General features: G+C 45.6%; 14 protein-coding genes. 11 read left to right on the top strand and 3 right to left on the bottom strand.

The genetic code is table 11. From position 1 onward, the window contains the following. Positions 1-299 precede the first annotated feature (299 nt). Positions 300-1,490, bottom strand: a complete 1,191-nt coding sequence (locus AB4Z45_RS00560; RefSeq protein WP_441907443.1) for a pyridoxal phosphate-dependent aminotransferase — start codon at positions 1,488-1,490, stop codon at positions 300-302. 86 nt (positions 1,491-1,576) lie between these two features. After that, a complete protein-coding gene (locus tag AB4Z45_RS00565) occupies positions 1,577-2,041 on the bottom strand; it encodes a hypothetical protein (protein WP_441907444.1) in 465 nt (154 codons plus the stop codon). Positions 2,042-2,163: 122 nt separating this feature from the next. On the opposite strand from AB4Z45_RS00565, the gene AB4Z45_RS00570 reads away from it, so the two are divergent. Then, positions 2,164-2,964 carry a carbon-nitrogen family hydrolase gene (locus tag AB4Z45_RS00570; RefSeq protein ID WP_441907445.1) on the top strand — a complete coding sequence of 267 codons (801 nt, stop codon included), beginning with the start codon at positions 2,164-2,166 and terminating at the stop codon, positions 2,962-2,964. Here AB4Z45_RS00570 and AB4Z45_RS00575 read toward each other — a convergent pair whose 3' ends face one another. After that, a complete protein-coding gene (locus AB4Z45_RS00575; protein WP_441907446.1) occupies positions 2,965-3,858 on the bottom strand; it encodes a LysR family transcriptional regulator in 894 nt (297 codons plus the stop codon). A 162-nt stretch (positions 3,859-4,020) separates the two neighbouring features. Between AB4Z45_RS00575 and leuC the strand changes: the two genes are divergently transcribed. The 10 genes from leuC to AB4Z45_RS00625 all read left to right on the top strand — a co-directional run bounded on the left by leuC (position 4,021) and on the right by AB4Z45_RS00625 (position 19,491). Beyond that, positions 4,021-5,430, top strand: a complete 1,410-nt coding sequence (gene leuC / locus AB4Z45_RS00580) for a 3-isopropylmalate dehydratase large subunit (protein WP_076265725.1) — start codon at positions 4,021-4,023, stop codon at positions 5,428-5,430. 32 nt (positions 5,431-5,462) lie between these two features. Then, on the top strand, positions 5,463-6,062 hold the full coding sequence (leuD, locus tag AB4Z45_RS00585; protein WP_076265726.1) for a 3-isopropylmalate dehydratase small subunit: 600 nt from the start codon (positions 5,463-5,465) through the stop codon (positions 6,060-6,062). 158 nt (positions 6,063-6,220) lie between these two features. Next, a complete protein-coding gene (locus tag AB4Z45_RS00590) occupies positions 6,221-7,636 on the top strand; it encodes an N-acetylmuramoyl-L-alanine amidase (protein ID WP_076265727.1) in 1,416 nt (471 codons plus the stop codon). 19 nt (positions 7,637-7,655) lie between these two features. Beyond that, positions 7,656-8,201 carry a GerMN domain-containing protein gene (locus tag AB4Z45_RS00595; protein ID WP_441907447.1) on the top strand — a complete coding sequence of 182 codons (546 nt, stop codon included), beginning with the start codon at positions 7,656-7,658 and terminating at the stop codon, positions 8,199-8,201. A gap of 96 nt (positions 8,202-8,297) precedes the next feature. After that, positions 8,298-10,781, top strand: coding sequence for an S-layer homology domain-containing protein (locus AB4Z45_RS00600; protein WP_441907448.1), 2,484 nt, complete (start codon positions 8,298-8,300; stop codon positions 10,779-10,781). Positions 10,782-10,944: 163 nt separating this feature from the next. Beyond that, entirely contained in the window at positions 10,945-11,640 is a 696-nt protein-coding gene (nth, locus tag AB4Z45_RS00605) for an endonuclease III (protein ID WP_441907449.1), read from the top strand. 5 nt (positions 11,641-11,645) lie between these two features. Further along, complete coding sequence (locus tag AB4Z45_RS00610; RefSeq protein ID WP_076265731.1) at positions 11,646-11,918, top strand: NAD/NADP transhydrogenase alpha subunit; 273 nt, start codon at positions 11,646-11,648, stop codon at positions 11,916-11,918. Positions 11,919-11,928: 10 nt separating this feature from the next. Next, on the top strand, positions 11,929-15,585 hold the full coding sequence (locus tag AB4Z45_RS00615) for a dynamin family protein (RefSeq protein WP_441907450.1): 3,657 nt from the start codon (positions 11,929-11,931) through the stop codon (positions 15,583-15,585). A 295-nt stretch (positions 15,586-15,880) separates the two neighbouring features. After that, on the top strand, positions 15,881-17,668 hold the full coding sequence (locus tag AB4Z45_RS00620) for an ABC transporter ATP-binding protein (RefSeq protein ID WP_441907451.1): 1,788 nt from the start codon (positions 15,881-15,883) through the stop codon (positions 17,666-17,668). Then, the gene (locus tag AB4Z45_RS00625; RefSeq protein ID WP_441907452.1) at positions 17,668-19,491 is read left to right on the top strand and encodes an ABC transporter ATP-binding protein; all 1,824 of its coding nucleotides are present in this window, start codon (positions 17,668-17,670) and stop codon (positions 19,489-19,491) included. The genes AB4Z45_RS00620 and AB4Z45_RS00625 overlap by 1 nt, the downstream gene beginning before the upstream one ends. The last annotated feature ends 137 nt before the right edge of the window (positions 19,492-19,628 follow it).

Here is a 19,628-nt window from a genome sequence, read left to right on the forward strand (position 1 = left end):
AAAGACTTTCGTCCATAAAGGACGAAAGTCTTTGCTTCCGCGGTACCACCTTTGTTGATAATCCTTAGATAGAATTATCCAGCTTAAGCCTATAACAGAAGGCGCTGTCCGGTTCATAGCCGGCCGCTCGGAGGTAGGTTCAGCAAGCGGCCTTCGGTAAATTCTTGCAGCCCATGGAATTTACTCTCTGATCGCGACCCATCTTGCTTAATTGTCCCGTCATCACGTTTCATGTTCAATTCCTACAAGCATATCACGATCCCATGCTGCTGTAAAGCAAGGCATATGGCGGATATATTCTAAAATAAATTTAGTTTTCCAATCCGTTCAACCGCTTCTTGCAGGCGTTCTTCACTTGTAAGAAGACCAAGCCGAACAAAGCCTTCACCATGGGTACCAAACCCTACGCCGGGAGCGACAACAACATCAGCCTCATAAAGCAGAAGGTCCGCAAACGATTCTGATGTATAGCCTTCTGGTACAGGCAGCCAGCAGAAAAAAGATCCTCCTGGTCGAGCGGCTTTCCAACCAATTCGGTCAAGGGCAGTAAACAGGGCATTGCGGCGGCTTTCGTACATTGCTGTAAGTTCAGCGACACATTGCTGCGGCCCTGTCAGTGCAAGTGCTGCTGCTTCCTGAATGCCGCCGAATAGGCTGCAATAATAATGATCTTGGATTAAATTGATCAGCTTGACAATTTGAGCATTTCCGATCGCAAAGCCAACACGCCAGCCAGCCATGTTATAGGTTTTGGACAGCGTATAAAACTCAACGCCTACTTCTTTGGCGCCTGGCGTCTGCAAGAAGCTGATCGGTTGATTATCATCAAAGCCAATTGCTCCATAGGCGAAATCACTTGCAACAACGATGCCATGCTTTTTTGCGTATTCCACTGTTTGTGCATAAAATTCCGCATTAGCAACAGCACCTGTTGGATTGTTCGGATAATTCATAAACATTAGCTTTGCGCGCTCGGCTATTTCAGGACTAATGGCGTTATAGTCTGGCAAATAGCTGTTTTGTTCTGTTAACGGCATAAATGACATCTCGGCACCTGCAAGCGCCACTCCAGACCAATAGTCAGGATAACCCGGGTCCGGCACGAGACAGACATCGCCGGGATTAAGCAGGCATTGGCTAATTTCGACAAGGCCAGTTTTTCCTCCGAAGAGGATAGCGACTTCAGTAGTGGGATCTATATCTACGTTATAATCCTCTTTGTATCGCTTCACCACGGCTTCCTTTAGAAAAGGGTAGCCGCTAAAGGGTGGATATTTGTGGTACAACGGATTAGCTGCAGCTTCCTGTAGCTTCGCAACAATATGGGGAGGAGTCGGTTGATCCGGATTGCCTTGTCCCAAATTGATGACATCGCGTCCTTTGGCCGTTTGAGCATTTGCTTTGGCGACCAGCTTGGCAAAAAATTGCGTCGGAAGTACATTCATCCGTTCCGCAGGTTGAATAAGGTGTTGACCGATTTGTGTTTCCATACCTCACACTCCACATGACAAAATCGCTATCTATTTAGGCAATAGCTTTAATGTAGCATGAATAGCGGGAGATGAGAAGCGGCTGGTTATGCAGCCGGAATGCCTACTCTGTCAATAAAGGGTTTTATATCGGCTTTGAACAGGAATAAAAAAGGTCTGCGCTTCTCATCAAACACGAGCAAGAGAGGAGGCTTTTCCTTACAATAAAATAGAAAAAGATCATCGGATGAAACGGAAACGTCATTTGCTTTGATGGTAACGGCCTTCTCAAGAGGAACACGATACACATAGCTGCAGCTTGAATCATTTGTCATTTGTGGAGCAAGACCAGTGATGGAACCAACCCATGAAGAAGCCATCTCTTGATATTTGGCGTCATTGGGGATTGTCTTTGTTACTTTGCCGGCGGCTACATCGAATACTTGAACTGGCTTAAGCCCTGTTTCTGGGTTGGGAGCGCCGCTAAATACTTGATGAGCAGAAGCGAAGTTGGCAAACAGGAAAATCGAGCAGCAAGCAAGAAGCATTGCAGCTATTCGTTTTGGAAGCATAACAGACATTCTCCTTTATGTTCGTAAAGTTGTAAATCCCTCGTTGTTACGTTTCCCATCTTGACACAGAACCATGACAGGGTATCATTAGGTGAAAAAAGGATCAACAGGAGGAACGGCATATGAGTAAACCACTGCGGCTTGCATTGCTGCAAATGCATATAGAAGCAGGTAATCCAGAAGCTAACTTCACGAAGCTGGGGAGCATGCTTGAAGAAGCGGTGAGCCAAACGAATAAACCGGATGTCATTATGTTTCCGGAAATGTGGAACACAGGTTACGCTTTAACTGAAATAAAAACGATTGCAGATCGTGAAGGTGAACGCACTCGTGCTTTTTTATCTGATTTCAGCAAGAAGCACAGCGTTCATATTATTGGAGGTTCAATCGCGGAACTTAAGGAAGACAAAGTGCTGAATACAATGTATGCATTTGATCGTTCAGGCCATATTGTATCCGATTATTCAAAAATTCATTTATTCCGTCTTATGGATGAAGAAAAATATTTGGCGGCGGGAGATAAGCTTGGCAAGCTTGAGATAGAAGGGACAAAAGCAGGTATGATGATTTGTTATGACATCCGCTTCCCTGAGCTAGCTCGCAAGCTTGCGCTGGATGGAGCCAAATTGCTATTTGTTCCAGCAGAATGGCCGCATCCAAGACTTCATCATTGGCGTACTTTGCTTACGGCACGTGCAATTGAAAACCAAATGTTCGTGATCGCGTGCAACCGGATGGGCTCGAGCGGTGACACTAATTTCTTTGGTCACTCGCTCGTGCTTGATCCTTGGGGAGAGACGATAGCGGAAGCGGGCGAAGAGGAAACGATTATATACGCAGACATAGATTTGGATTTAGTTGATGCTGTACGCACAAAAATTCCTGTTTTTGAAGATCGCAGACCTTCTATTTATGAAGCTTAATTACCGATAACTGCTTATAGTCATATTGAGTGTACGGATAAATGCTTCAGCAGCTTTGGATAAATATCTACCTTTGCGGCTCGCTACGACTAACGTTCTTGTAGGCTTGGACGACAAGGGAAGGTAAACAGGCATAAAATCAGAGCCTTTGACTCGCGTAAGCATTTGCGGGACAAAGGCTATTCCCATTCCGCCTGCCACTAAGGATTGAATGGTTTCCATATTGCTGCTCTCGAATACGATTTGCGGAGTGAAACCTGATTGCTCACACAGTTCGACTGTAATTTGCCGAAAGCCTTGTCCGCGCTTAAGTCCAATAAACGGCTCATTATCAAGTTCAGAAATCGAGATTGAGCCTTCTCTTAATGCAAGAGGGTGCTGTGGAGGGACGGCTAAGCAGATTTCTTCCTCCAAGAATGGTTCCCATGCGAGAGAGTTGTCAATGAGCGGCAGCGAGAGCAGACTTAAATCGGTACCGCCGCTCGCAGTAAGCTGCTCAAGCTTTGCAGTAGTTTCTTCGACAAGAACGACTTCAATCTGCGGATATTGTTCACCGAATACTGGCAAAACAAGCGGCAGTATATGTGAGCCTGTTAGCGGCAATGTACCGACAACAAGTCGTCCGCGCCGCATTTGCGCCATATCGTCCATTTCCTGCTTTAACTGCTCAACAGCGTCAAGAATCGCTTGCGATTTATGAACGAATACTTGTCCAGCTTGCGTTAGTTCTACAGAATTTGTTGTTCGCCGGAATAGAAGTACGCCGATTTCTTGCTCAAGCTTGGAGAGCTGCTGACTTAGCGAAGGCTGAGCGATATGAAGCTTTTCCGCTGCTCTTGAAAAGTTTTTCTCTGAGGCGATTTGAATAACATAATTTAATTGTCTCAATTCCATATAAATTTTCCTTTCAACTGTTTATTATGTAAGGAATCTACTATTATAGTTATTACCTATAGACGTTATAGATATTATATCTTGGATCAATGAAGAAAGAAATGTTATAGTAGTTTCAGTTAAGAAAAGCAGAAGATTCAATGAAACGGTGGGGTGAACATAATGACGAAAAAGACAATGTTTGAAAAGATCTGGGATAATCACGTCATTAATCAAGAAGAAGGCAAGCCAAGCGTCATTTATATCGATTTGCAGCTTGTACACGAAGTAACATCTCCGCAAGCGTTTGAAGGCTTGCGTCTATCAGGCCGCAAAGTGCGTCGTCCTGATCTTACTTTCGCAACGATGGATCACAACGTACCAACGAAAGATCGCTTCAACATTACAGATCCAATTTCCAAACAACAAATTGACACGCTTACACAAAACTGTAAAGACTTCGGCGTAACGTTGTTTGATCTTGACAGCATTGACCAAGGTGTCGTTCACGTAATGGGTCCTGAGCTTGGTCTAACGCATCCAGGTAAAACAATCGTTTGTGGAGACAGCCACACATCTACTCACGGTGCTTTCGGCGCATTGGCGTTCGGTATTGGTACAAGTGAGGTTGAGCACGTTATGGCTACTCAATGCTTGCAGCAATCGAAAGCAAAAACGCTTGAGGTTCGCTTTAACGGCACTCGCAAGCCAGGCGTAACAGCAAAGGATTTGATTCTTGGCGTTATTGCTCAATACGGCACAGATTTCGCAACAGGTTATGTTATTGAGTTTACTGGCGAAGCCATCACAAGCTTGACTATGGAAGAGCGGATGACAGTTTGTAATATGTCAATCGAAGCAGGCGCACGCGCTGGCCTCATCGCGCCAGATGAAACAACATTCAACTATCTTCGCGGCCGTCAATATGCGCCAGCCAACTACGAAGAAGCAGTTGAAGCTTGGAAACAGCTTACTACGGATGAAGGTGCAGAGTATGACACAGTCGTTCACTTCGACGTTGACGCTCTAATCCCGCAAGTGACTTGGGGAACTAGCCCAGGCATGGGTACTAACATCACAGCTAAAGTTCCTTTCCCTGCTGATCTTCCAACGGAGAACGAGCGTAAAGCTGCTGAAGCAGCACTTGAATATATGGATCTTAAGCCTGGAACACCAATGAACGAAATCCCAATTGATTATGTATTCATCGGTTCATGTACAAATGGCCGTATCGAAGATTTGCGTGCAGCAGCTGAAATCGCTAGAGGCTACAAAGTTAGCGATCGTGTAACGGCTATCGTCGTACCAGGTTCAGGCCGCGTAAAAATTCAAGCTGAAAAAGAAGGCTTGGACAAAATCTTCACTGAAGCGGGCTTTGAATGGCGTGATGCTGGCTGCTCGATGTGTCTTGCAATGAACCCTGACGTATTGAAACCGGGCGAGCGTTGTGCATCAACGTCTAACCGTAACTTCGAGGGACGTCAAGGCCGCGGCGGACGCACGCATCTTGTATCGCCTGCGATGGCAGTTGCAGCAGCAGTAAAAGGTCATTTCACAGATGTACGCGATTGGGAAATTAAATCCGTAGTGTAGAACGAATTGAACGCGAGAGGGGTATATAAGATATGGAACCGTTTAAACAACTTACAGGCATCGTAGCCCCGGTCGACCGGGTCAATGTCGACACTGATGCAATTATACCGAAACAATTTTTGAAGCGTATTGAGCGCAGCGGCTTTGGCCAATTTCTATTCTTCGAATGGCGTTTTCACGAAAATGGTGATGTTAACGTTGAGTTTGAACCAAACAAGCCGCGTTACGAGGGCGCATCTGTACTCGTTTCCCGCGCCAACTTTGGCTGCGGCTCATCCCGTGAGCATGCTCCTTGGGCAATTCTTGATTATGGATACAAAGTTATTATCGCTCCGTCTTATGCGGATATTTTCTATAACAACTGTTTCAAAAACGGCATTTTGCCTATCAAGCTTAGCGAAGAGCAAGTGGAAGAGCTATTTAAGCGTACAGCGAAGCATGACGGCTACAAGCTTACTGTTGATTTGGAAAACAAACAGCTTTCGGATGAGTATGGTCTAACGATCGCATTTGATCTTGATGAGCACCGTCGTCAATTTTTGCTGCAAGGCCTTGACGATATCGGTTTGACTCTTCAACATGAAGACAAAATTACAGCTTATGAGCAAAAACATATTGCTCGTCTTGTGTAGTTAAAACGAAATGAAGAGGACGAATCAGCCACTCCGGATGATTCGTCCTCTTTTTTCCTTTAAACGCAACTTTTTCTGACAAGCTGCGTCTATATTTTCGTCTGTTAAAGTCGAATGCACTCATTCGATGCGGGCAATTTCAGTCATCGAGGTGGGAAATGAAAAGATTTGTATCCGTATTAATGTTTATGTCGATTTTTTTCACGATGTTCTCCGCAGTAGGACAAGCTGCAGAGGTCGTACCCAAGCTTTTCTTGAATGGTCAGCAATTGAAATCTGATGTTAATCCGCAAATCATTAATAATGCAACCGTTGTACCTGTGCGGACGGTATCAGAAGGATTAGGCTACCTGATTGATTGGGATAACACGACCAAAACAGCGACAGTAACACATGCCAATAATGTCATAAAGCTAAAGCTGAATGACAATATGGCAGTAGTCAATGACAAAAAGGTTAAAATGGACACGTCAGTTTCTATCATTAAAGGCTACACTTTAGTTCCACTTCGCTTTATTGGTGAACAGTTTGGATTGGATTTTGAATGGAAAGCTGTTGAGAAAGAAGTACATATGTACGAGCAGAACAAAGAACCAACAGATCCGACAGAACCTATTGATCCAGACCCGAATCTTCCTGTGGAAGCAGCAGGCCAGATAACAGACATTTATTACTCTGGCGGAAGCAGCATGACCCTTAATTATGAAGGCACAGTTAAGGCCAACAAGCCAATGCTGCTCGAGAACCCAAAGCGCATTGTGTTCGATTTTCCGAATACTAACTATTCATCAAACTTATCTTCACAGTTTTTGAATGGACAAGTTGAGGTTAATGTAACAGACAGCACTTATTTGCAAGGTTATCGTTATTCCTTATTTTCGAACACACCAGCTACCGCTCGCTTAGTCATTCTTATTGGCGATAATACCGGTTATGTGATGACTGAGGAAGCAGGAAAAATTCAGTTTAGCCTAATGTCTGCTGCAGACGTTCCTGGTACTCCGCCGATTACAGATCCAGTAACTCCTCCATCATCCAAAGTCTACAACGTTGTTCTTGATGCGGGACATGGCGGCTCAGATCCGGGTGCAGCGAGTGTATTGAAGAAACCGGAGAAAGAATTTACGCTTAGTATCGCACTTAAGATGAAGGCGTTGCTTGACAAAGAAAGCAAAATTAAAGTTCATTTAACTAGAACGGGGGATACATACCCGACTCTAGATGATCGCGTCAAGTTTGCAGAAAGCATAAAAGCCGATTTATTTATGTCTATTCATGCCAATAGTGGTGTAAGCTCCGCAACAGGAACTGAAACCTACTATTATCGCGATAACAGCAAAGCGTTTGCTAGTGTTATTCACAAACATCTAATTGCGGCAACCGGTCTTAAAGACCGCGGTGTCAAGAAAGAAGCTTATAAAGTGATCAAGCAAACGACGATGCCAGCCGTACTAATCGAAGCAGGTTTCCTATCCAACGCAAACGATGCAAAAATGTTATTTGATGATGCGGCACAAAACAAAATAGCTGCTGAACTGGTTGCAGGCATCAAAGAGTATCTAAATGTAAAATAGAAAGCAGGTGTTCAGTGTTATGAAAACTTTCAAAGCACGCGGGCTGCTTGCTGTCATTATATTATCCGCTGCGCTTGCAGGATGCGGAGTTCAGGATAAGCAGGGAAATCAACCAGGCAGTACGGTATCGCCTACAATTTCACCTTCGCCTTCTCCTGAGCCAACTCCCGTATTAAACGAACTAGATGCTATTATTTATTTAACCGATGCTGAGCTAACTGAAACAGTAGAGCATCCAGTCAAGCTAACCTATGAAACGGATCTTGATCTGGTCAAAGCAGCAATTGCTGAACTGCAAAAAGATGCTGACGAGAATAAATTATCTTTATGGAAACGAATTGAGGTTAAATCCGTACAACTATCAGACGGGCTTGTTACACTGGATATTCATTTGCCTGATGAAGCGCGGCTTGGCGCGCCAGGCGAGACGTTTGTCATTCAGACGCTTCAAAAAACATTGTTTCAATTCGATGCTGTAAAATCAATCGATCTGCTTGTCGATGGACAAAAGGTTGAAACGCTCATGGGTCATGTCGAGCTCGAATATCCAATGAACAAGCAATAAGCAAAAATTATGAATGGCTTCGTTCCATCCTAGCAATAGGTTGGCGAAGCCGTTCTGCATGAGTTATTACATACTAATCAGGGGGAATATCTACTTATGACAATGCAATTTGCGAGCAAAAAGATTTTGATTGGAGCGCTAGCGTTTTCTCTAGTTGCAGGAAGCGGGGTAATCATACCTGCTTCATATGCCTCAGCAGCCTCCGGATATACAACACCATTTACCGATGTAAGCAGTGGTCATTGGGCAGAGAAGCATATAGCTAAGCTTGCATTGCAAGGAATTATTGAAGGAAATAAGACATCAAGCGGAGCTGCTATATTCCGTCCGAAAGAAAATGTGAGTCAGCAAGAGGCTGTGCTTATGGCTCTTCGATTCGCAGGATTGGATAAAAAGGCAGATAAAGATGCAATTATCGGTTTTCCTAATTCTTTTTCCGTAAGTACTTATTTTAAACCTTATGTAACGTTGGCTTTCCAAGAAGGCTTGCTTGATCAGGTGGAAGAGTTCGGACTCGCAGCTAAAGATCCTAAAATCGCTTGGGGGACTAAGCCTGCTACCCGTGAATGGGTAACGAAGCTTATGGTTCGTGCAATCCAGCAAGAGGAAGAAGCGGTACGTTTGCAAAATACAGCCTCGACTTTCGCAGATGCAGCGCAAATCACTTCTATTTATAAGGGTTATGTGAATGCCGCTTCCAAGCTTGAGCTCGTAAAGGGTGTAACGGCAGACAAATTTGTTCCTAAAGCGAATGTGGATCGTGCGAGTCTGGCTACGATGTTCAGCCGTGCTGAGAAGCTGTTCCCGGTTGCATATGAAGGTCAAGTAAACGGCATTGCAACTAAAATAACAGATACTCAAATTACTGTTTACAGCGACAAGAAGGAAATCAACTATACCATTAATTCAGATACTTTATTTTATCACTACAATACAGAAACACCGATTACGAGACAGCAGCTTCTTGAATACGGAGATGTAACGGTCATTGCGAAGGATGGCAAGGCGCTTTACGTTGAAGTGAAAGGCGATAAGACTTACACAAAAACGACGTCTGGAACGTTGGATCGCGTTATCGCAGATGAGAAGAAATTATATGTATGGATTAATAATAAGCCTGTTGAATTTTTCTATAATGATTCAGTAGCAGTCGTTGATACGGACGGCAAACCGCTAGCATTAACCTCAATTAAGAGAGACAGCCAAATAAGCATCGTACAAGACAGCTTCCGTGATGCTCCGGCAACACTAAAAATTATTGCATCGACGCAGGCGTCGGCAACGAGTGTTAAAGGTACATTCTACGGCTCGACAGGCGATTTGATCACTGTTATGGAGGGTACAACACTTGTATCTAAATTGATGGCAGATACGGTTTCCGTTGAAATTGAAGGCATTAATGGAGCAACAATCGGCGATTTAATTAAAGAAGCAGATCAAGTAGAGCTTACGCTTAATGATGCAGATAAAGTAACAAAGGTGAAAGTAGTTAACCGCAATGTGAAAGTCGTTGCTGGTGCGCAGGTTGCCGCTTTTGTTTATGATAAAAAGTTGTTGACCATTCTTGATGCAAATGGCAATAACGCCCAAGCACTTTATTTTACGGATAAAACTCGAATTGAATACAGCGGCAACGTTATTTCATTAGCTTCTGCTAACAGCTTACTAACGGTGAACAGAAAAATTGTTATCAGCTATACAGGAAATTCGATCGTATCCCTGCAATTTTTAACTAAATATTCAGGTACTTTATTATCAATGAATTCGCAAAGCAACTTGATGAACATTAAATTGGAGAACGGCGCTACATTGTCGCTTCCATATAATACTGCATACGTTGAGCATGCTGCCATAGCAAATGCAGCTTACAGCGATCTGAAGGCAGGCGATCAACTTACGCTTGATTTGAGCAGCAACCAAGATCGTGTTGCAACAATTAGAGTTCACACAAATGCTCAATATGATGTAATGTCAGTAGACGTAATCAACAAAAAAATTCGTGTTAAAAATGCAATGACATCCGCTTTTGATCTAAATGTGCTAGGTACAGAATTGGTTAATGAAGCAGGAGCGAAGCTTGCGATTGAACAGATTACTCCAGGCTCTATTATTACTGTTAACTACTTAGGAAAAGAAGCCGTTCGTGCACGAACTATTTCTGTTACTTATGGCAAAGTACAATCCATATCAGCAAACAGTGTCACTATTGTAGACCTTGTAGGTCAAACTGTTGCTTATAATGGCGATGCTGGGTTCGTAATCGTAAAAGGAGCCACGCAAGGAACAGCAACGAGCCTGCTTACTGTGGGGGACTATGTTGAGGTTCAGAAGCTTGAAGGCAACAAAACACAACTGACTGTAGCTGTTGGCGAGAGCCGCGTATTTACGAACTTCAATGCGACTGCATCACAAGTGTGGACGGAAAAAACAACAGATGCGGACAACCGGAATTATTTTAATGTAAACAGCCAGACCAAATACATTTTAAATGGAAATTCGGTTTCAGTTACAGCCTTCAAGTCAGGCGACACGATTACAATCTATGGCTTTAGAAACTATGCAATTGCAATCGTCAAGTAGCTTTTTAACGAAATTTTCATCAATTATAGGCTGAGATATTCATTTTTTGTGAAAAAACTGCCCTTAGGGGCAGTTTTTTTATAGAATATGCTTGTTTACGGTTGCGAAGCGTGACAAATTTCGCTACACTTTGAACGATAGTGTTTGATTAGGGGAGAGGACGATGGTTGCGAAACAAAAAATGCGTCATGTGCTAGACATTATTGCGGACATGTTTCCAGATGCACACTGTGAGCTTAATCACAGCAATCCGTTTGAGCTTACAATAGCAGTACTGCTGTCTGCGCAATGTACGGATGAGACGGTCAATAAGGTGACGGTGAACTTATTTCAAAAGTATAAGTGCCCCGAGGATTATTTGAGCGTTCCGCTGGAAGAACTAGAGCAGGACATTCGCCGCATCGGCTTGTTTCGAAGTAAAGCATCAAATATACAAAAGCTTTGCCGTATTGTCATCGATAAATACGACGGGAAAGTGCCTGAAAGTCATGAAGGTCTGACCGAGCTGCCAGGTGTAGGGCGGAAGACGGCTAACGTCGTGATGTCTAATGCATTTGGTGTGCCTGCCATCGCTGTCGATACGCATGTGGATCGTGTAACGAAGCGACTGGGATTCGCGAAGTCCGAAGACAGTGTATTAGAGGTTGAGAAGAAGCTGATGAAACTCGTTCCGCGCGAGGAGTGGACATTAACCCACCACAGACTCATCTTTTTCGGCCGCTATCACTGTAAAGCGCAAAGCCCGCAGTGTCCAATTTGTCCGCTGCTTGATTTGTGCAAAGAAGGTAAACAACGTATGAAGCCAGGTTTTAAAACCAAAAATAAGAGTATAAAACCTAAAATAGCCAGTGAAGGATGATGAACATGAACTGTATTTCCGTGTACACAAACAATTTTGAGCTTTTTTCTGATATTTATGAGCAAGTGCTTGAGTCTCCGCCAGAGGAGCACGAGGATATCCTTGTAGAAGGCATTACAGTTAGCGGCTCAGGCGACGTGCCTGATCAATACATCGAGCGTATGCGCATTAAACCTGAGGTTGTTGTGATGAGAGATAAAGAGCGCAACATTATGATCTTGCAACATGGCAACGTATTTGAAATTTGTTTGCCGTCTGAAGAAGAGCAAGCCGTTTAAGGAGAAGCAAATGACAGAAACAACCGTGCAAAGCATAGCAGGAGCTATATCCGAAGCAGCTGGTTTAATGTCAGCTGCAGGAGATACATTACATGCCAAGCAAGCACAGGAGCTAAACAGTAAGCTGACCGATGGTCGGCTTACTGTCGCTTTTTGTGGACATTTTTCAGCTGGCAAATCAACTCTCATTAATCGTTTATGCGGGACTAAGCTGCTCCCTTCAAGTCCAATTCCAACAAGCGCGAACGTTGTGTCTATTCGCGGCGGGGATCGGGCTTATGCAGCTGTTGAAACCGTAAAGAATGGTGTTGCTTCCAAAGCGGAAGTTCCAATCGACCAGCTTGACCGTTATTGTGTCGATGGCGAGCAATTTACTTCTGTATCGATCGTGTATCCGTCTGAGCTTTTAGGAGATCATACCGTACTCCTCGATACGCCTGGCATTGATTCTACTGATGATGCGCACCGGATGGCAACCGAATCTGCATTGCATCTTGCAGACGTCGTTTTTTATGTAATGGATTATAACCATGTGCAGTCTGAAATCAATTTTTCTTTTGCGAAGCAATTGAAGGATTGGGGAAAGCCCTTATATTTTATTGTGAATCAGATTGATAAGCATCGTGATCGCGAGCTTTCTTTCGCAAGCTATCGTCAAAGCGTTGAGGATGCGTTTCACGCTTGGCACTTGGAGCCGGCGGGGATCGTTTATTTGTCGTTGCGCGAGCCAGAGCACCCTCATCAAGAGTGGGAGCAGCTGCTTGAGCTGCTGGATAAACTGCAAACGATCCGCAAACCGCTTTGTGTATACAGTGTAGATGCGTCATTGCGCCATGTAGCTGGTGGACATTTGAAATGGAGTGAGCAGCAAGCGGAGCCTGAGCGTGAACGGCTTCTTGCTGAGGCAGGCGGCGTTGAGGCTGTTGCCCTTGTCACAACACAAATGGATCAGCTGAAACAGAAGATCAGGTTTGTTTCGGATCAGAAAGAAGTTTACCGGGCGCAGCTTCGCAAAGAGCTGCAAACGCTTCTGGATAATGCGAATATTACGCCAGCGGGGCTGCGTGATTTGGCTCAAACGTTTCTGGAGAGCCGTAAGCCTGGTTTTAAAGCGGGGCTGCTTTTTGCGGCAGCTAAGACTGCTGCTGAGCAGGAACGGCGCTTGCTGGCGTTCAGCGAGGAATTAAACAGTTTAATCAGCGCTTCGATCGACTGGCATGTGAAGCATCTGCTGCGTACGGAAGCAGAGCGTATATCATACGATCGCGAGTTGCTGGAATCGGAGCTCGTGCGGAACTTGGCTTGGCTGCCGGATTCGGAGTGGCTTATCGGGAGGGTGAAACCCGGCGCCGTCATCAGCAACGAATATACGATGACGTTTAGCCGCGATCTAGCCGCGGATGTGAAGGCCGTTTATCGCCAGCGCGCGCTTGAGATTATCGATGCGCTGGCAGATCATGCAGCGGCGGTAGGCGAAGCTGCCGCCGCTGAGGCAGAGTCACAGCTTGCTGCGCTTCGCGCGCAGGCTGGTGCACTTCATGCGCTCACGGCGCTGGCGAAGCGCGCCGAGGAGCATAAGGCGCGGCTAACTGCCGCGCTGCCTGAGGCGCCGGCAAGGCCGGCATTGCCAGCACCGCGTATAGCTGTGACTGGCGCGGGTATTGCCGCGCAAGCTGGCAGCGACGCTGCTGAAGCGCGGGGTGTGCTTGCGAGCGAGAGCGGGCGAAGCGTGCAAGCGGGGCAGCATCATGCGGCAGCGGGGCGAAGCGCCCTAGCTGGCGGAGCAGCTTTGGCGCAGCAGCACAGTGCTGCAGCGCGCTTAGCCAGCGCCGCGGAGCTGCTGGCGCCGCATGCTGCGCTTGCGGCTGCTGCGCAAGCGATGAGCGATAAGGCGAAGCGGCTGCAGGACAGCCGCTTCACCATCGCATTATTCGGCGCCTTCAGCGCCGGCAAATCATCGCTTGCGAACGCGCTGATCGGAGAACCGGTGCTGCCGGTTTCTCCTAATCCGACGACGGCAGCGATCAACCGACTCGTGCCCCCTACGGCGGAGCACGGTCATGGTACAGCGCGCATTGTCATGAAGACGCGCGCTGCCATTATCGATGATGTGCGCTATTCCCTAGCGCTCCTCGGTGAAAAAGAGCAGCAGTCTGATGACGCTGCTCTCATGCAGGCGATCGATCGCCTATCTCCGGATTCCATCGGAGCTGGCGGTCGCCCGCATTTCAGCTTCCTGCGCGCAGCCCGCACAGGCTGGGCAGAGCATGAACCGCTGCTCGGTCAGCAGCTGTCGGTCGATCAAGCGGAATACGAAAAGTACGTCGCCGAGGAATCTCGTTCCTGCTTCGTGAGTGAAATTGAGCTGCATTATGACTGCGCATTGACGGCGCAGGGTATCGTGCTCGTTGACACGCCAGGAGCGGATTCTGTAAATGCTAGACATACGGGCGTAGCCTTCAATTATATTAAAAACGCCGATGCAGTTTTGTTTGTCACGTATTACAATCACGCCTTCTCGCAAGCTGATCGTCAGTTTCTAATGCAGCTTGGCAGGGTGAAGGATCAGTTTGAGCTTGATAAAATGTTTTTCCTTGTTAACGCAGCCGATTTGGCGGCAGATCAGGAGGAGCTTACAGGAGTGCTAAAGCATGTAGAGACGAATTTGCTGCAGCATGCGATTCGCTCGCCTCGCTTATTCCCTGTATCGAGCTTGCAGGCGCTGGACGGTAAACTAGATGGAAATGCAGAGCTGCTGCAACGCTCCGGCATTGAAGCTTTCGAGCAATCATTCCTTTCTTTTATTCAGAACGATCTCGGACGGCTAGCTATTGATGCCGCAGAGCAGGACCTGAAACGCGCGGCAGCGACAGTTGCAGGCTGGCTTCAAAGTGCAGAGGGCGATGCAGCTGGGCGTGAAGCTGAGCTTGTTGCGCTGCTGCAAGCGGTGAATGAAGCGAAGATCGATATATCAGCGCTTCAAACCGGAACGATCCCTGAGCAGCTAAAGCAGGAGCTTAGTGAGCTATTGTATTATGTCGTTCAGCGTATCCAATACCGTTTCGGTGAGTTTTATAATCTAGCATTTAATCCGGCCTCCTTGCAGGATGATGGACGTGATTTGCGCAAAGCCATTTGGACATCTTGGCTGGAGCTGCAGCGGCTCGTCCAGCTGGAGCTGTCACAGGAGATGCTGGCAACCTCGCTTCGAATGGAACGAGGCATTCATACGCAGCTGCAAAAGCAATATATTCATACTGCGCAGCGATTAGAAAATTCAATTTCCGCATATAGTGCTGTTCCTTATGCGCCAGCTGCTTTGCCAACGCCAGATGAGCCGGCCGCTTGGGAAGCGGATAACGTTGATGCGAAGCTGCTTTGGAGCCGTTTCAAATCACCGCGTCAATTTTTTGAAGGCGAGGGCAAATCGATTCTTCGCAAAGAGCTTGAAGCGCTGCTTGCTCCTTCATTAAATGGATGGATGTCCGAGCAAACGCTCTTGTGGACATCGCTTTACGAGCAAATTTGGCAGAAAGCAGCTGATCAAGCGGGTAAACAGCTGCAAGACGATATGCTTGCCTATGAAAGCGGCAAACGAATCTCGTTGTCCGGCAGTGCGGACACGGCTGAGCTGAAGCAGCTGTATAATCAATTGATTCATATCTAAATGTCAATGAATACGGATTGTTCTATCGCATTAACAGCTGAATGCTTTTGCGAGCGTGTAAAACGCTTGCAAAAGCTTTTTTTTATTTAGTGTGTTTTTGTGCAAAAATTGAGTAATAGGCACATATTTGTCATGATTTGCGACCAATTGGGAGTATTAACCGTTTCCAATTTAGATAACGAGTCAATAAGCGGTTTATAACAGGTATATGCATATTTATACTGTTTGCTCGCATTTGATGATGCTGATAATATTCATTCATGCTTACAAAATAGATACGGGGAGATGGATTTACTTGGACGTACTAAGGCAGTTGAAAGCATTTTATTGGGCGGAACGAAAGTTTATGTTCACCTCGATATTTTGCTTAATGTGCGCTACGGCGCTCGGACTTGTCTATCCGAATTTACTGCGATACTTGATTGATGATGTCATTACGCCAAAAAAATTCGAGTTAGTGCCGACGCTTGCTTTTACAGTAGTCGGAGTCATTATCATTAAAGGATGCATGCAGTATTTACATGGTTTTTTTGGTGCACGACTTGGTAACAAAGTGGCATTCCATATGCGGAATGCTCTGTACGACAAGCTGCAGACGCTATCGTTTCAATATTATGATAAAGCAAAAACAGGCGATTTGATGTCACGTTTAACAGCTGATTTAGAGGCGATTCGCAACTTTATCGGTTTCGGCTTTGCACAAATTTTGAATATGGTGTTGATGATTTTGTTCGGCGGCGCAATGATGCTCTCTATTCATTGGCAGCTAACTTTGATTACATTAGTAACGATACCGCTGCTAGGCTTCGCAGCCATTCGTTTTGAACGCAATATTCATCCAGCGTTCCGCGAGATGCGTCAAGCGATGAGTAATTTAACGACAGCGGTTCAAGAGAATATTACGGGCGTACGCACGGTTAAATCTTTTGCACGTGAATCGCATGAGGTTTCGAAATTTTCCATACGCAGTGAAGCCTATCAAACGAATCAGGTTGGCGCAGCAAAGATTTGGGCGAAATTTTTCCCTGTAATGGAGCTTGTAGCGAACTTAAGCGCAGTAATCCTGCTTGTAACAGGCGGTATTCTTGTCATTAACGGATCACTGCAGCTCGGTGAATTTGTCGCATTTTTCAGCTTGATTTGGTACATTATCGGTCCGATGTGGGGCTTAGGGTTCCATATTAACAACTACACGCAGTTCAAAGCTTCAGGAGAGCGTGTACTAGGACTGCTGAATGAACATGTTCATGTAAAAAATATTGAGCACGCGATTGAGGTTAGCAGCGATACCGTAAAAGGACATGTACGCTTCGATCATGTTACGTTCAGTTATCCTGACAAAACGCCGGCGGTAACCGATTTGGTCATTGATGCGCCAGCAGGCTCTGTCATTGGGTTTCTTGGTGCGACAGGCTCAGGGAAATCAACGATTATTCAATTGTTAATGAGAGCCTATAATGTAAAAACAGGTTCAATTACGCTAGACGGCATCGATATTAAAAATTTGGATGTCGCAAGCCTTCGTTCATTAATAGCTCCCGTGTTTCAAGAAACGTTCTTATTCTCGGCATCGATTCGCGATAATATCGCTTATGGCGTGCGGGATGTAACGCCAGAGCAAATCGAGCACGCGGCTAAGCTGGCTAAAGCGCATGACTTCATTTTGGAGCTGCCGCTAGGCTACGATACGATTGTCGGCGAAAGAGGAATGGGCTTGTCCGGTGGACAAAAACAGCGGATTGCCATTGCTAGAGCACTCATAAAAAATCCTAGAATATTAATTTTGGATGACGCAACAAGCGCGGTAGATATGGAAACCGAGCATGAAATTCAAGCGGGCTTCAAGGAGCTGATGGCTGGCCGCACGACCTTTATTATTGCACATCGAATTTCTTCGCTTAGACATGCCGATGAAATCATCGTGTTAGACAAGGGCCATGTCGTTCAGCGTGGTAAACACGCAGAGCTGATTAAGCAGCAAGGACCATACCGCGACACCTAMAACATTCAATATGCTGACTATCCGCTTGATGATGCTGCTATAGCTGCGCAAGCGAATGAGCGGAAAGGGAGTACCGTATAATGAGTACGAGTGCCAAAGCAAAAGCTAGCAATAAAAATGAACGTTTCATATACCAAGACGATGAGCTGATTGAAAAGCCCTTTAACTGGGGCCAATTGCGCCGCCTATTCGGATATATGAAGCCTTACACAAAACAATTAATGCCTGTCATCGTTATGATGATTCTTGGTACGTTGACACGCCTAGGCGTGCCGGCGCTCGTCATTCTGGCAATTGACGAAGCGATTGCTCCTGAGCAAGGTGAAACAAGTGTACCGAAGTTGATTACTATCGCAAGCATCATGCTGGTCTTATATGTTATTCAATGGGCATCCAATACGTACCGGATCAAATATACGAATATCATTGGGCAAAAAGTTATTTATGATCTCAGAAATCATTTATTTCAGCATATTCAAAAGCTAAGCTTCCGTTTTTACGACAAGCGCCCAGCAGGCTCTGTACTCGTTCGTGTCACGAATGACGTAAATGCACTGCAGGATTTGTTTACAAACGGTGTCGTCAACTTATTGATGGACTGTGTGCAATTGTTCGGTATCGTCATTATTTTGCTCGTATGGAACTTTAAGCTTGGCCTTGCGGTAATGATAACCGTACCGTTAATGTTCATTGTATCGACGACTCTGCGCAAAAAGATTCGTTTTGCATGGCAGGATGTGCGCATTAAGCAATCCCGTATTAACTCACATTTAAATGAGAGTATTCAAGGGATGAAGGTAACGCAAGCATACGTGCAAGAGAAAGACAATATGAGCTTCTTCGATCATATGAATACGATCAACAATAAATCATGGAACCGAGCGTCATCGCTTAACCAAACGTTCGGCCCTGTAATCGAGATCACTTCAGCAATCGGTACTTTTATTCTATTCTGGTATGGTTCCCACCTCATTCAAGTAGGTGCGATTACCGTTGGATTGCTTGTTGGTTATGCCAACTATATCGGCAACTTCTGGGACCCGATCAACCGACTAGGACAAATGTACTCCCAGCTACTTATTGCGATGGCTTCATCAGAACGGATTTTTGAATTTATTGATGAAGAACCGACTGTAGCTGAACTAAAGGTTGCAAAGCCGCTTCCGAAAATTGTTGGCGCCGTAAAGTTCGACCATATCGTGTTCGAATACGAGCAGGGAAGGCCTGCACTCAAGGGCATCACCATCGATGTAAAAGCAGGCCAATCGATTGCGCTCGTAGGGCATACTGGTTCAGGAAAAAGTACAATTATCAACCTATTATGCCGTTTCTATGATCCGGTTGAAGGCCGTGTCCTCATTGATGGCATCGATATTCGTGATGTGACGATTGAAAGCCTGCGCTCACAAGTTGGCATCGTGCTCCAGGATACGTTTATTTTTGCAGGCACGATTCGTGATAATATCCGTTATGGACGCCTGGATGCAACCGATGCGGAAATCGTAACAGCAGCTCAAGCCGTTAACGCTCATGATTTCATCATGGGGCTGCCAGATGGCTATGATACGCAGGTTGAAGAGCGAGGCAATGTGCTTTCAATGGGTCAGCGTCAGCTGCTATCGTTCGCTAGAGCATTGCTAGCTGATCCGCAAATCCTTATCTTGGATGAAGCAACAGCCAGCATTGACACTGAAACGGAGCTGAAAATTCAAGAAGCTCTTAAAATTCTTCTAGCAGGACGTACATCTTTTATGATTGCTCACCGATTGTCGACGATTCGTCACGCGGATGAAATTATCGTGCTTGACCACGGTGAAATCGTTGAACAAGGCAATCACGAAGCGTTGCTTGCTAAGCGCGGCGTGTACAACGGCTTGATCGAAGCACAGTACCGTTTTCTTTAAAACGTGAGAACAATTCATTTCAGCAAATGCTTATAAAATAGTTGATTTTTAAGCTTAGAACCTCCACAATGGAAGAAAAAACGAACCGAAACGCTAGTCTCTGCCTATAGGGCAGAGCTGACGATTCGATTTGCTTC

Origin of the sequence: Paenibacillus sp. MCAF9 (genome assembly GCF_052114265.1) — a bacterium.
Lineage (GTDB): Bacteria > Bacillota > Bacilli > Paenibacillales > Paenibacillaceae > Pristimantibacillus.

Coding starts and splice junctions, on each gene's coding strand:
- AB4Z45_RS00595 (WP_441907447.1), top strand. CDS start 7,656: ATGAAAACTTTCAAAGCACGCGGGCTGCTTGCTGTCATTATATTATCC.
- AB4Z45_RS00565 (WP_441907444.1), bottom strand. CDS start 2,041: ATGCTTCCAAAACGAATAGCTGCAATGCTTCTTGCTTGCTGCTCGATT.
- AB4Z45_RS00560 (WP_441907443.1), bottom strand. CDS start 1,490: ATGGAAACACAAATCGGTCAACACCTTATTCAACCTGCGGAACGGATG.
- AB4Z45_RS00570 (WP_441907445.1), top strand. CDS start 2,164: ATGAGTAAACCACTGCGGCTTGCATTGCTGCAAATGCATATAGAAGCA.
- AB4Z45_RS00610 (WP_076265731.1), top strand. CDS start 11,646: ATGAACTGTATTTCCGTGTACACAAACAATTTTGAGCTTTTTTCTGAT.
- leuD (WP_076265726.1), top strand. CDS start 5,463: ATGGAACCGTTTAAACAACTTACAGGCATCGTAGCCCCGGTCGACCGG.
- AB4Z45_RS00625 (WP_441907452.1), top strand. CDS start 17,668: ATGAGTACGAGTGCCAAAGCAAAAGCTAGCAATAAAAATGAACGTTTC.
- leuC (WP_076265725.1), top strand. CDS start 4,021: ATGACGAAAAAGACAATGTTTGAAAAGATCTGGGATAATCACGTCATT.
- AB4Z45_RS00600 (WP_441907448.1), top strand. CDS start 8,298: ATGACAATGCAATTTGCGAGCAAAAAGATTTTGATTGGAGCGCTAGCG.
- AB4Z45_RS00590 (WP_076265727.1), top strand. CDS start 6,221: ATGAAAAGATTTGTATCCGTATTAATGTTTATGTCGATTTTTTTCACG.
- nth (WP_441907449.1), top strand. CDS start 10,945: ATGGTTGCGAAACAAAAAATGCGTCATGTGCTAGACATTATTGCGGAC.
- AB4Z45_RS00575 (WP_441907446.1), bottom strand. CDS start 3,858: ATGGAATTGAGACAATTAAATTATGTTATTCAAATCGCCTCAGAGAAA.
- AB4Z45_RS00615 (WP_441907450.1), top strand. CDS start 11,929: ATGACAGAAACAACCGTGCAAAGCATAGCAGGAGCTATATCCGAAGCA.